Below are 12,303 nucleotides of genomic sequence, written 5' to 3' on the forward strand. Positions count from 1 at the left end.
TTTCTTGGCTGAGATCATCGCGGCGGCCCTGGTCAACGGGCTGCTGACGGGCGGCGTGTATGCGCTGGTGGCGCTCGGGCTGACGCTGATCTACGGCGTGCTGCACATCGTCAACTTCGCGCATGGCAGCCTGCTGATGGTGGCCATGTTCGCGGCCTGGCTGCTGGCGGCCCAGGGCGGGATCGATCCCTACCTGGCGCTGCCGCTGGTCGCCGCCTTCATGTTCGGCGTCGGCTGGGCGCTCTATCGCTTCGTCATCGGCCGCGTGTCCCACGGCGAGGACCGGGCGATCCTGCTCGCGACCCTCGGCGTCGCCGTGGTGCTCGACAACCTCGCTCTGGTGATCTTCACCGGCGACACCCGCCAGCTCGAAACCGACCTCACCTTCCGGGTCTGGGAAGTGGGGCCGCTGCTGGTGTCGGTGCCGAAGGTGATCTCGTTCGTCGTATCCCTGCTGCTGGCCGGCGCGCTGTGGGCGTTCATGGCGCGCACCGACACCGGCCGGGCCATTCGCGCGGTGGCGCGCGAGCCCGACGGCGCGCGGCTGATGGGCATCCGCCCCGACCGCATCTTCGCACTCGCCTATGGCATCGGCATCGCCTGCCTGGGGGCGGCCGCCTGCCTGCTGCTGCCGACCTTCTATGTCTCGCCCAGCGTCGGCAACGTGTTCGTGCTGGTGGCCTTCACCATCGTCGTGCTCGGCGGCATGGGCAGCTTTCCCGGCGCGGTGGTGGGCGGCCTGCTGATCGGCGTCACCGAAAGCCTGGGCGGCCTGCTTTTGGGCGAATCGCTCGGGCCCATCGGCATCAGCCTCGTGTTCATCGCGGTGCTGCTGCTGAAGCCCACCGGCCTGTTCGGATCGGTGCGATGAAGCCAGTTCTTGCCCTTCTCGTCGCCGTGGTTGCGCTGGCGCCGTTCGCGTCATCGTCGCAGTACCTGGTCAACATCGCCATGCTCACGGCGTTCTCGGCGTTCATCGGCCAGGGCTGGAACATTTCCGGCGGCTTCGGCGGGCTGACCAGCTTCGGCCATGCCGTCTTCTTCGGTGTCGGCGCCTACACCGTGGCCATCCTGCAGACGCGCTGGGGCATCAATCCCTGGCTCGGCCTGCCCGCCGCCTTCGTGCTCGGCGGCCTGGTCGGCGCCGGCATCGGCTTCCTGTCGTTCCGCGCCGGCCTGCGCGGCAGCTATTTCGCCCTGGTCACGCTGGCCTTCGCCGAGGTGTTCCGGGTGCTCTCCAACAGTTCGGACCTGACCCATGGCGGCCTGGGCATCAACGTGAAGCTGCAACTCGGCGCCGCCAACTTCCAGTTCGCCGACCGGCGCGCCTCCTACGCCGTCGTCCTCGTCCTGCTGGCGGGGGCCACGGCCATCGCGGCCTGGCTGAAGCGCAGCCGCTTCGGCGCCCGGCTGGTGGCCGTGCGCGAGAACGAGGACGCAGCCCAGGCGCTCGGAGTCGGCCTGGTGCGCACCAAGACCGCGGCGCTGGCGCTGTCCGGCGCGCTGACCGCGCTCGGCGGCGTCGTCTACACCCAGACCTATCTGTATATCGACCCCTCCATCGCCTTCGGCGTGGAACGCAGCGTGGAGATGCTACTGGTGGTGATGATCGGCGGCGCCGGCACGGTCTGGGGCCCGATCCTCGGCGCGATCGCCCTGCATCTGATCGCCGACGTCTCCCGCACCTGGATCGACACGCCCGGCTTCGCGCCGATGCTGTACGGCGTGGTGCTGCTGGCGATCATCGCCGCCCTGCCCGGCGGGATCGCCGGGCTGAAAGGGCGCCTCGGCCGTGCTTGAGGTCCGCGCCCTGTCGAAACGCTTCGGCGGCCTGCAGGCGGTGAAGGCGGTGGACCTCGATGTCCGCGCGGGCTCGATCACCGGGCTGATCGGCCCGAACGGCGCCGGCAAGACCACCACCTTCGCGATGATCGCGGGCTTCATCCGCCCGGACTCCGGCAGCGTCCGCCTGGACGGCGCGGACGTCACCCGCCTGCGCCCGGACCGCATCGCCGCGCGCGGCATGGTGCGCACCTTCCAGGTCACCCAGCCCTTCGCCGGTCTCTCGGTCGCCGAGAACATTCGCGTCGGCGCCTTCCTGCGCACCGCCGACGCCGCCGAGGCCACCGCCCGGGCACGCGCGATCGGCACGCGCCTGGGCCTCGGCGCCTTCCTCGACCGCCCGGCCGCCGCCCTCACCGTCGCCGGCCGCAAGCGCCTGGAAGTGGCCCGCGCGCTCGCCACCAATCCGAAGCTGCTGCTGCTGGACGAGGTGATGGCCGGCCTCAATCCGTCGGAAATCAACGAGATCGTCGCCCTGATCCGTGACGTGCGCGCGGGCGGCGTCACCATCCTGCTGATCGAGCACATCATGCAGGCGGTCGCCGCGCTGGCCGAACAGGTCTACGTGCTGGCCGAGGGGGCGCTGATCGCCAGCGGCACGCCACGCGACATCGCCGGCAACCCCGCGGTGATCGAGGCCTATCTCGGCCACGGCGCCGCCGCGCGGATGGCCCGCCATGCTTGAGGCCCCCTTGCTTGCGGTACGCGCGCTGACTGCCGGCTACGGCCCGTTCCAGGTGCTGCACGGCATCGACCTCGACGTCGCCGCCGGCGAGATCGTTGCCGTGCTCGGCGCCAACGGCGTGGGCAAGACGACGCTCAACCGCACCCTCTCCGGCGTGACCCGCGCCCGCGCCGGCAGCATCCGCTTCGACGGCCAGGACATCACCCGCGCCGGCCACGACGCCATCGTCGCGGCCGGCCTGATCCAGGTGCCCGAAGGCCGCAAGATCTTCCCCAACCTGTCGGTGCGCGACAACCTGCTGCTCGGCGCCTGGCTGCGCGGCCGGCCCGAGCGCACCCGCAGCCTGGAGCGCGTGCTCGCCATCTTCCCCCGCCTGCGTGAGCGCCTTTCCCAGTCAGCCGGCTCGATGAGCGGCGGCGAGCAGCAGATGCTCGCCATCGGCCGCGGCCTGATGGCGCAACCGCGCCTGCTGATCCTCGACGAGCCTTCGCTCGGCCTGTCGCCGCTGCTCACCGAGGAGTTGTTCGCCCTGATCACGAGCCTGCACGCGGAGGGCTTGTCGATCCTGCTGGTGGAGCAGAACGTGGTGCAGTCGCTGGCCGTCGCCGGGCGCGCCTATGTCATCGAGCATGGGCGCGTTGCGTTGTCGGGGGCGGCTGCCGATCTTGCCGACGATCCGCGGCTCAAGGCCGCCTATCTGGGAATCTAGCCGATGGACCCGAACGCCCTGCCCTTCGATGCCGACGCCATGCTGCAGGGACTGCGCCCCTGGGTGGAATGCGAAAGCCCCACCTTCGACGCCGCGGCGGTCGGCCGCATGATGGACATCGCCGCCCGCGACCTCGCTTTGATGGGCGCGCGCATCGAGCGCATCGCCGGGCGCATGGGCTTCGGCGACTGCATCCGCGCCAGCTTCCCGCACCCGTCGCGGGAGCCTGGCATCCTCGTCATGGGCCATCTGGACACGGTGCACCCGATCGGCACGCTGCCCCGCCTGCCCTGGCGCCGCGACGGCGCGCGCTGCTACGGCCCGGGCATCTACGACATGAAGGGCGGCAACTACCTGTCCCTGGAAGCGCTCCGCCAGGTGGCCCGCGCCGGTGTGGCCACCAACCTGCCGGTCACCGTGCTGTTCACCAGCGACGAGGAGGTCGGCAGCCCGAGCACCCGCGACCTGATCGAGGCCGAGGCCGGCCGCCACAAATACGTGCTGGTGCCCGAGCCGGCCCGCCCCGACGGCGGCGTCGTCACCGGCCGCTATGCCATCGCCCGCTTCAACCTGGAGGCCACCGGGCGGCCCAGCCATGCCGGTGCGAGGCTCGCCGACGGCCGTAGCGCCATCCGCGAGATGGCCCGCCAGATCCTGGCGATCGAGGAGATGACCACCGACGACTGCACCTTCAGCGTCGGCGTGATCCATGGCGGCCAGTGGGTGAACTGCGTGACCACCACCTGCACCGGCGAAGCGCTGAGCATGGCCAAGCGGCAGGAGGATCTGGACCGCGGCGTCGCCGCCATGCTGGCCCTGCGCCCCAGCGGCAACGACGTGCAGTTCGCGGTCACCCGCGGCGTCACCCGCCCGGTGTGGGAGCCCGATGCCAGCGGCGCGGCGCTGTACGAGCACGCCAGCCGCATCGCGCAATCGCTCGGCTTCGCCATCCCGCCGCAGAGCGCCGGCGGCGGATCGGACGGCAACTTCACCGGCGCCATGGGCATCGCCACGCTGGACGGGCTGGGCGTGCAGGGCGGCGGCGGCCATACGCTGGAAGAGCACATCCTGGTCGACAGCCTGGCCCGGCGCGGCCGGCTGATGGCGGGGCTGCTGGCGACGCTCGCCTGACCATGGGCCTGCGGCGCATGCGCGTCCTCTGGCGAATGGTGAGCGCACGGCGGCGGCTTTTCACCGGGGTGCTGTGCGGCCTCGTCGCCGGCGCCCTGCTGCCTGCCGCAATCCTGCCGCTGACGCGCGGCATCCTCGCCTGGGATATCGGCTGCGTGGTCTTCCTGGCCCTGGCGGCGCGGATGTTCACGAGCGAGCCGGTCCACCAGATCGCCCGGCACGCCGCCCGCGAAGAGGAGGGAGAATGGACTATATTCTGGATGACGGTCGGTGCCGCCATCGTCAGCTTCGCCGCCATTGTCGGCGAGTTCACCGTCTCGAAGGATGTCTCCCCCGAGCAGCGCGGCCTGCATGTCGCGCTGGTGGCCGTCACGCTGCTGGTGTCGTGGCTGATGACCCATACGCTGTTCGCGCTGCGCTACGCCCACGAATACTACGAAACCCTGCCGGGCGGCGCCGGGGTTGCGCGCGGGCTGGAATTCCCCGGCGGCGATGCCCCGGACTATTGGGATTTCTTCTATTTCGCGCTGGTCCTGGGCATGACCTTTCAGGTTTCCGACGTGACCATCCACTCGCGCAAGCTGCGCCGGCTGGCCGCCGCCCACGGGCTGCTGGGGTTCGTGTTCAACACCGTCATCCTGGCGCTATCGGTCAATATCGGCGCAAGCCTGCTGTAGCAGCCGTCCAGCCGTGACAGATTGTAACCTCTTGCCATCTTGGCGTGGCCCTCACGCTGTCGTAACACGCACATGCGCGTGATCACGTCAGAGGCCATGGTCCAAACCGCCGCCCTTCCCGTTCGACTCCGCGCACGAACCGATACCTGGTTCTCCTCCCTCATGCCCCCCGTGATCTGACCGGATGACCCTCCGCGCCCGCGCGACACGCGTCGTGCCCTTTCTGCGTGACGAAGCCGCCAGCATCGCCGCCATGACGGCATTGCTCATCACTTTGTGCCTCGTCCTCACCGTCGCCATCCGCTCGCCGCTGAAAGACGACGTGGCCTGGCTGCTCTACGTGGCCCGCAAATGGCTGGCCGGGCAGCGGCTGTATGAGGATCTGATCGAGGTCAACCCGCCGCTGATCGTGTGGATCTACGCCCTGCCCGCGGGCCTCGCCAACTGGCTCGGGGCTGCGCCGAAGCTGATCGCGGCGCCGTTCTTCGCCGCCCTGGTGCTGGGCTCGGCGTGGTGGAGCGCCTGCCTGCTGCAAGGGCGCTCGCCGCTGTTCGCCCGCCGCGTGCCGGTGTTCGCGGTGATCGGCATCGCCTTGCTGGGAATGCCCGGCGTGGAGTTCGGCCAGCGCGAGCACCTGCTGGTCGCCGCCGCCCTGCCCTATCTCTGCCTGTTCGCCCGCGAGCTCGACGGCGAGCGCGAGCCGCGCCTGAACGCCGCCCTCGCCGGCCTTGTGGCCGGGCTCGGCTGTGCGCTGAAACCCACTTATGTCCTCGCCTTCGTGCTGATGGAGCTGATCGCCGCCCTGCGCGGCCGCCGCCCCGTGCGCGCCGCCACCATCGCCGCCGCTGGGGCCATGGGCGCCTATGGCCTCGGCGTGCTGCTGTTCTGCCCGGCCTTCATGGAGAAGGCGGTGCCGCTAGCGCTGGCGCTGTATGGCGGCACCGACACGCCCTATTGGCAGATCCTGGCGGAAAGCTCGCGGCTGCTGTTCGGGCAGGTCGTGATCGTGCTGCTGTGCTGGTCGAGCAGCACCACGCTGGCCCGCCGCTCGCCGTTCCTGCGCCATCTGCTGCTGGCGCTCACCGCGTTCGCCATCGGCACCACCGTGGTGTTCGTGATGCAGGGCAAGAACTGGTTCTACCACCGTCTGCCGGCCACCACGACCACCATCCTGGCGCTGCTGCTGTGGTCCGCGGCGGTGCTGCCGCGCCGCCCCTTCGCGGCCCTGTCCGGCCTGACCTGGGCGCGGGCGCGCGACCTGGTTCCGGTGCCGCTGGTGCTGGCCTCGCTGGTGGCCTTCGCGATTTCGGACTACGACCGGATGAAGCCCTGGGTCGAAGCCGCGGTCGAGCCCGAGACCTCTACCGAGGTCAAGCTGGAGCGGCTCGTGCGCAAGGAGAAGGCGCGCACCTACATCGCCTTCTCCGAATGGATCGCGCTGGGCTTCCCGGTGGTGAACAACACCGGCGTGGCCTGGGCCAGCCGGTTCGATTCGATGTGGGCGCTGAAGGGCGAGCTGTGGCGCGCGCGCCAGGATGGGACCGCGCCCAAGGAGTGGCCGATCCGCCGCTGGATCGCCCGCGATTTCGTCGCCGGCTGCCCCGACCTCGCCGTGGTCGATACCCGCGAGGGGATCAACTATGTCGGCGTGCTGGTGGCCTCCGACAACGCGTTCGCGCAGGCCTGGTCGCATTACCGCCAGATCGCCGCCTTCGACGGGTTGCGGGTGCTGAAGCGCGACGGCAATAGCTGCACGTCGGTGCCGCCGCTGCGCCGAGCCACCCTGCAACATCTGTCCGCCGCCGCCATGGAGCCGCCCTGACCGCCGTCGCCATCGTGGCGCGGCATTCACAGGAGGACCGGACGTGACCGACGATCTGGCCGATCTGCTCCGCGCCCGCTTCGGCATCGCCCCGGACGTCCCGGCGGAGCTTGCCGGGCAGGCGACGCTGGCGGGAATTGCGGGCCACCGCAGCATCCGCGCCTTCGCCCCGCGCCCGGTCGCCCCCGAACTGGTCCGCACGCTGGCCGCTGTCGCCCTTTCGGCGCCCACCAAGAGCGACCTGCAGCAGGCCGACATCGTGATCGTCGAGGACCCCGGCCGCCGCGCGGCATTGGCGGCGCTGCTGGCGGACAATCCCTGGGTCGGGAACGCCCCCGCCTTCGCCGTATTCTGCGGCAACAACCGCCGCCAGCGCCGTCTGCATGAGCTGCGCGGCCATCCTTTCGCGAACGACCATCTGGACGCCTTCTTCAACGCCGCCGTCGACGCGGCGATTGTGCTGGCGACCTTCGTGACCGCGGCGGAGGCCGCCGGCCTGGGCACCTGCCCGATCAGCGCCATCCGCAACCACGCCGACACGGTGGCCGGCCTGCTGTCGCTGCCCGCTTATGTCTTCCCCGTCGCCGGCCTGTGCATCGGCTGGCCGGCGCATCCCGGCACGATCAGCCCCCGCCTGCCGCTTGCCGCCACCGTGCATGTGGACACGCATGGGGATGCCGGGCTCGACGCCGACATCGCCGAATACGACGCGCGGCGGAACGCCGGAAAGCCGTTCGCCAGCCGCCGCCGCGACGACCTGTTCGGCGCCGGCACGCCGTATTCGTGGTCCGAGGACAAGGCGCGGCAATACGCGCAGCCGGAGCGCACCGGCTGGGGCCGCTTCGTGCGGGCGAAGGGCTTTCGGCTGGACTGACGAGGAGCGGCGCTATTTCGTAAGGACCACGCTGAGCAGCCCCGTGCTCCCCGTACCGCCGGAGCCATTGGTGCTGCCGCCGCAGTAATAGGTGAAGACGGCGTCGTTGTAGTCCTTGTCGTCGGTCGGGCCGCCCATATCGTTCCAGTAGAACACGAGCTTCTTCCCCGCGAGCTGTGTGCAGGTTGGTGCCGGCATCGTCTGGGCTCCCACGCACGCTTGGGCGGGCGATGGCGCTGTTCCGTCGGCATTCACGACCACCACCTGCAGCGTGCAGTTCTTGCCGCTTGCACCGTTGACGCTGTTCACGTTCTTTGGGTTGTTGGTGCTGTTGTAGCCGTAGGTCGAGTTGGTCGGCGGACTGAGGTGCGAATAGAACGTCTGTGTGTGCTTGTACGTGCTCCCGTACTGGTTCGTCAGATAGTTGCCTTTGCTGTCCTTGCCATAGTTGCCCGTGGTGTTGCGCAATGCGAACCCGATCTTCTGGTCCGGCGTGAGCGGAATCGGCGGCGGCGACTTCGGGGAGATGCCGCTGTTGCTCGACCACAGCAAGGTCAGCGCCGTGTCGGGCGGCACGCTGTTGTTCGCCGGCACATTGTACCAATAGAGCGAGTTGGTATCCGCGGCGCTGGATTTGAAGGCGCCGGCAGTACCAAAACCCGGCTCGAAATGCCCGTACGGAAACGGATTGAGCGCGGTGGCCGAGACCGATACCGGGATCGTGGGCTTCAGGATGCCCAGGAACGTGGTGTTCATCGTCGCCGTGGCGCTGACGACCACCTGGTAGCCCGCCGTGACAGCGCTCGCGGAGACGCTCGGCGTGACGCCGCCATTCGCGGGCAGCCTGGAAAGGCCGGCGGTGACGTAATTGGTCGCGGTCGTGGTGGGGTCGCTGCTGGTGCCGCCGCCATAGACGGTGGCGCCGGCAAGTGCCGCGCTGTCGACCACGCCTTGCAGTTCCCCGCGGAAATGTACGGAGCGCGAATAGTCGACGGCCCCACCGATCATCAGCACCAGCGGCACGGTCAGCACGCTGAACGCCGCCGCCACGGCGCCGCGGCGGCGCAGCCTCCGCCGGCTGCGGACCGCGCCGGCGCCATGCAGCAGCGCGGGAAGAACGCCGGAGGCGGGAAAACGTTGCAGAAGATTGTTCATCGCCATGCCCCCTGTGTCCTTATGGCCCGGGCCGCGGACGGGAGTACGACACGTAGGACAGCGTGTAGCTGCCCGGCAGCAGGAACGATGTCGCGGCACTGTAGGAATAGGTCGCCTGCACGATCACGACGCTGTCGCCGGCATTGGGCGCCAGCGCGCTGGCGATGGTCGTGGCATTGGTGATGGCCGCCGCACTGCCGCACGACGTGTCCTGCTGGGTGACCGAGAGCTTCCCGGCGGTGTTGGCGACGACGGCCATGGCCGCCTTGAGGTTGCTGCCGTTGAACGGCGCCATCACCAGCTTGCCGCCGTTGCAGGCATCGGTGATCTGCGCGGCGGTGTTCGGGCTGTTGCGTGAGAGCAGGTCGGCGATGGACTGTGTGCTGACGCCCAGCCCCATATAGGCGCGCACCAGCTGCGTGACTTCGAAGCAGCCGAAGAACATGACCATCATGCACGGGAAGATCAGCGCGAGTTCCATGGCCACGGTGCCGCGCCTTGCGGCGGCCAGGGGGCATCGGGGTCGCGCATGCCGGCGGCGCATGGGCGGCATCACTGGTACAGCTCGTTCCGGAAGGCGATTGTCGAGATCATCAGCGACGAGCCGCTGGAGCTCACGATATTGCCGACCCAGGGAATGATGTAGGGCCGGTTCCATGCCACCTGGACCAGCACGTCCTGGCCCGGCGTGCCCGGCGTGAACTGGGTGTTGGTGAGTTTGCCGTTGCCGTCGGTCGTCACCGTGTTGCTCAGGCCGGCGAAAGTGGCGGCGGCGCGCACGTTGTATTGGATGTTCGCGCACGGAATGAGCAGGCCGACATCGTTGCACAGCTGGGTGGTGAACGGGGTCGCCGCCCCACCCGCGAGCTGGATCTGGCCGGTGCGGATCAACCGGGCCGCATCGGCCGTGGCGTTGTCGAGCATCGCCTGCTGGAATAGCAGGATGCCGTTCTCCATGATCATGCCGGTGAACAGCATGAAGATGGGAAAGACCAGCGCGAACTCGACGGCCGTGGCGCCGCGTCGGCCGCGTGGCAGCACTCGCGCCACGGCCGTGCGCGCGGTCACCGGCCCGAGATCCGCCCGGCGCCGGGCGCACCAATCCATCAGGAAGCCGCCAAACGAGCCGGTGCGGCTCCGCGGCGGAATCGCCGTGATGAGCATTGCGAACCAGTTCCTTCCGCCCCCAGGACGGCAACGGCGGGAGATGGACGCTAGATCGGTGTTCGTTTGAAACGAGTTAATTTTTCCCGAAGAAGCCGGCCTGCCGCTCCGGGCGCGCGGCGGTCAGGGCTGGTCGGCCAGCGGCACCGGCACCCAGCGCGCCCCGTCCGGGCCCTGCACCAGGAACAAGGCGTAGCGCCGGCGCTGGGCGCGGGCGTCGTCCACCAGCCGTTCCACCTCCGCCGGCACTGTCACTGGCGTCTGCGCGATCCTGGTGATGACATCGCCAGGGTTCAGCCCGGCATCGGCGGCCGCCCCGGCCGGCGCCACGTCCAGAACCACCACCCCGGCCTGGTCGGGCGCCAGCTTGTAGGTGTCGCGCGCCTGGTCGTTCACGGTGGCCAATCGCAGCCCCAGCTCGAACGCAACCGGCTTCCCGTCGCCGACCGCCGCCTGCATCGCCTCCTCCATGGGCCCGCCAGGCAGCTGCCCGGCGGTGACGGAGACGCTGATGCTGCGGCCGTTGCGCCAGATCAGGACCGGCACTGTCGTTCCCGCTTCCGTCATGCCGATGTTGCGCGCGAGCTGGCGGATGTCCTGCACGGCGACTCCGTTATATGCCAGGATCACGTCGCCCTCGGCGATCCGGGCCTTGCTGGCCGGTCCGTCCTTGTCCAGCCCGGCCACCAGGCCGCCGCGGGCGGCGCGCAGCTCCAGCGCATCGGCGAGCTCCGGGGTGACTTGCTGCATGCGCACGCCGATCGAGCCGGCCCGCACCTCGCCGAACTGCAACAGGCGGTCGACCACCCATTTCACGTCGTTGGACGGCATGGCGAAGCCCAGGCCGATCGAGCCGCTGGCGTCGCCCTGCGTGTAGATCGCGGTGTTGATGCCGATCACCTCACCCCGGTTGTTGAACAGCGGCCCGCCGGAGTTGCCGGGGTTGATCGCGGCATCGGTCTGGATGAAGTCGTCGAACATGGACGAGCGGATGTCGCGGTTCAGCGCGCTGACGATCCCCGAGCTGACGGAGCCGCCCAGGCCCAGCGGATTGCCGATCGCCAGCACGGAATCGCCGATGCGCACCTGGTCGCTGTTGCCGAACGTCGCGGTCGGCAGCGGAAAGTCGGCCTCGACCTTGAGCACGGCGAGATCGGTGAGCCCGCCACGGGAGAGCACTCTGGCGCGGTACTGGGTGTTGTCCTGCAGCGTCACGCTGATCCGCACCGCGCCTTCGATCACATGCCGGTTGGTGACGATGATGCCGGACGGGTCGATGATCACCCCAGAGCCGAGGCTGCGCACGCGCCGCGTGTCGGTCAGGCCCGCCTGCACGGCGGGCGCCTGCTTGGGCATCTGGACGACCTTCACCGTCGCGATGTTCACCACCGGCGGCAGGAGGGTCGCGGCCAGGTCGGAATACCCGCCCACGTCGCGCGAAGCGGCCGCGTCGGGCAGCATGGCGGCGAGCGCCATGACGACGATGGCGACTGCGGACAGGAATGTCAGGAACCTCGGACGACGCATCGGGCGGATCTCGCAGAAGCATCGACGAAACGGTGCCGCGGGGGACGCCAGTGGCACGAGCATCACGCCCCGCGCCGCGGCCCCGCCGGAAGGCAGAGGCTGTAGATATTCGTGCCGGGCCCTTTCACAAGCCCTGGCCCACGCATTCCCGCCGTACAAGAAGAAGCCGCGGCGCCCATGATGGCGCCGCGGCCTGTTACGACAAGGCAGGCATATTGCGAAACGCGCCTACGGGCAGGGCTTGCCGGTGGTCGCGCTGTAGACGACGGCACCCGCCTGGCCGGAAACCGGCCGGGCAAACCCGCCCTCGCCGGCAACCGGACGCGCGAACCCGCCCTCGCCAGCAACCGGACGCGCGAACCCACCCTCACCAGCCACCGGACGTGCCGCACCGCCCTCGCCAGCAACCGGACGGGCAAACCCGCCCTCACCAGCAACCGGACGTGCGAACCCGCCCTCACCAGCAACCGGACGCGCGAACCCGCCCTCACCGGCAACCGGACGTGCGAACCCGCCCTCGCCGGCAACCGGACGTGCGAACCCGCCCTCACCAGCAACCGGCCGGGCAAACCCGCCCTCACCGGCAACCGGCCGGGCAAACCCGCCCTCACCGGCAACCGGACGCGTGAACCCGCCCTCGCCTTCGACCGGACGCGCGAACCCACCCTCACCAGCCACCGGACGTGCCGCACCGCCCGCGCCAGCAACCGGCCGGGC

Annotated in this window: 13 protein-coding genes; 9 read left to right on the plus strand and 4 right to left on the minus strand. The window is 69.7% G+C overall.

Annotation, left to right across the window (positions count from 1 at the left end; genetic code table 11):
• Window positions 1-4 precede the first annotated feature (4 nt).
• The 8 genes from OL599_RS19810 to OL599_RS19845 all read left to right on the plus strand — a co-directional run bounded on the left by OL599_RS19810 (window position 5) and on the right by OL599_RS19845 (window position 7,740).
• Window positions 5-871 carry a branched-chain amino acid ABC transporter permease gene (locus OL599_RS19810; protein ID WP_264715647.1) on the plus strand — a complete coding sequence of 289 codons (867 nt, stop codon included), beginning with the start codon at window positions 5-7 and terminating at the stop codon, window positions 869-871.
• Window positions 868-1,800: a branched-chain amino acid ABC transporter permease gene (locus OL599_RS19815; protein ID WP_264715648.1), complete on the plus strand. Its 933-nt coding sequence runs from the start codon at window positions 868-870 to the stop codon at window positions 1,798-1,800. The genes OL599_RS19810 and OL599_RS19815 overlap by 4 nt, the downstream gene beginning before the upstream one ends.
• Window positions 1,793-2,527 (plus strand): ABC transporter ATP-binding protein, encoded by a 735-nt coding sequence (locus tag OL599_RS19820; RefSeq protein WP_264715649.1) that lies wholly within the window; start codon window positions 1,793-1,795, stop codon window positions 2,525-2,527. Before OL599_RS19815 ends, OL599_RS19820 begins: the two co-directional genes overlap by 8 nt.
• Window positions 2,520-3,236, plus strand: a complete 717-nt coding sequence (locus tag OL599_RS19825; protein ID WP_264715650.1) for an ABC transporter ATP-binding protein — start codon at window positions 2,520-2,522, stop codon at window positions 3,234-3,236. Before OL599_RS19820 ends, OL599_RS19825 begins: the two co-directional genes overlap by 8 nt.
• Before the next feature lie 3 nt (window positions 3,237-3,239).
• Entirely contained in the window at window positions 3,240-4,367 is a 1,128-nt protein-coding gene (locus OL599_RS19830) for a M20/M25/M40 family metallo-hydrolase (RefSeq protein ID WP_264715651.1), read from the plus strand.
• Window positions 4,368-4,402: 35 nt separating this feature from the next.
• Window positions 4,403-5,044, plus strand: a complete 642-nt coding sequence (locus OL599_RS19835; protein ID WP_408886965.1) for a DUF1345 domain-containing protein — start codon at window positions 4,403-4,405, stop codon at window positions 5,042-5,044.
• 184 nt (window positions 5,045-5,228) lie between these two features.
• Window positions 5,229-6,866, plus strand: coding sequence for a hypothetical protein (locus tag OL599_RS19840; protein WP_264715653.1), 1,638 nt, complete (start codon window positions 5,229-5,231; stop codon window positions 6,864-6,866).
• A 43-nt stretch (window positions 6,867-6,909) separates the two neighbouring features.
• A complete protein-coding gene (locus OL599_RS19845; RefSeq protein WP_264715654.1) occupies window positions 6,910-7,740 on the plus strand; it encodes a nitroreductase family protein in 831 nt (276 codons plus the stop codon).
• 12 nt (window positions 7,741-7,752) lie between these two features.
• On the opposite strand, the gene OL599_RS19850 is transcribed toward OL599_RS19845, so the two are convergent.
• The 4 genes from OL599_RS19850 to OL599_RS19865 form a co-directional block, all read right to left on the minus strand.
• A complete protein-coding gene (locus OL599_RS19850) occupies window positions 7,753-8,901 on the minus strand; it encodes a pilus assembly protein TadG-related protein (protein ID WP_264715656.1) in 1,149 nt (382 codons plus the stop codon).
• Window positions 8,902-8,914: 13 nt separating this feature from the next.
• Complete coding sequence (locus OL599_RS19855; protein ID WP_264715657.1) at window positions 8,915-9,382, minus strand: TadE/TadG family type IV pilus assembly protein; 468 nt, start codon at window positions 9,380-9,382, stop codon at window positions 8,915-8,917.
• 65 nt (window positions 9,383-9,447) lie between these two features.
• Window positions 9,448-10,059 (minus strand): TadE/TadG family type IV pilus assembly protein, encoded by a 612-nt coding sequence (locus tag OL599_RS19860; protein ID WP_264715658.1) that lies wholly within the window; start codon window positions 10,057-10,059, stop codon window positions 9,448-9,450.
• A gap of 123 nt (window positions 10,060-10,182) precedes the next feature.
• Window positions 10,183-11,586: a trypsin-like peptidase domain-containing protein gene (locus OL599_RS19865; protein WP_264715659.1), complete on the minus strand. Its 1,404-nt coding sequence runs from the start codon at window positions 11,584-11,586 to the stop codon at window positions 10,183-10,185.
• A 177-nt stretch (window positions 11,587-11,763) separates the two neighbouring features.
• Here OL599_RS19865 and OL599_RS19870 point away from each other — a divergent pair.
• Window positions 11,764-12,303, plus strand: a 540-nt coding sequence (locus tag OL599_RS19870; RefSeq protein WP_264715661.1) for a hypothetical protein, incomplete at its 3' end; no start/stop codon positions are given.

This window comes from Limobrevibacterium gyesilva (assembly GCF_025989185.1).
GTDB classification, from domain to species: Bacteria; Pseudomonadota; Alphaproteobacteria; order Acetobacterales; family Acetobacteraceae; genus Limobrevibacterium; species Limobrevibacterium gyesilva.

Bases quoted from the DNA above. Each gene is read 5' to 3' on its own strand.
- OL599_RS19815 (WP_264715648.1), top strand. From the start codon at position 868: ATGAAGCCAGTTCTTGCCCTTCTCGTCGCCGTGGTTGCGCTGGCGCCG.
- OL599_RS19825 (WP_264715650.1), top strand. From the start codon at position 2,520: ATGCTTGAGGCCCCCTTGCTTGCGGTACGCGCGCTGACTGCCGGCTAC.
- OL599_RS19830 (WP_264715651.1), top strand. From the start codon at position 3,240: ATGGACCCGAACGCCCTGCCCTTCGATGCCGACGCCATGCTGCAGGGA.
- OL599_RS19835 (WP_408886965.1), top strand. From the start codon at position 4,403: ATGGTGAGCGCACGGCGGCGGCTTTTCACCGGGGTGCTGTGCGGCCTC.
- OL599_RS19840 (WP_264715653.1), top strand. From the start codon at position 5,229: ATGACCCTCCGCGCCCGCGCGACACGCGTCGTGCCCTTTCTGCGTGAC.
- OL599_RS19850 (WP_264715656.1), bottom strand. From the start codon at position 8,901: ATGGCGATGAACAATCTTCTGCAACGTTTTCCCGCCTCCGGCGTTCTT.
- OL599_RS19860 (WP_264715658.1), bottom strand. From the start codon at position 10,059: ATGCTCATCACGGCGATTCCGCCGCGGAGCCGCACCGGCTCGTTTGGC.
- OL599_RS19865 (WP_264715659.1), bottom strand. From the start codon at position 11,586: ATGCGTCGTCCGAGGTTCCTGACATTCCTGTCCGCAGTCGCCATCGTC.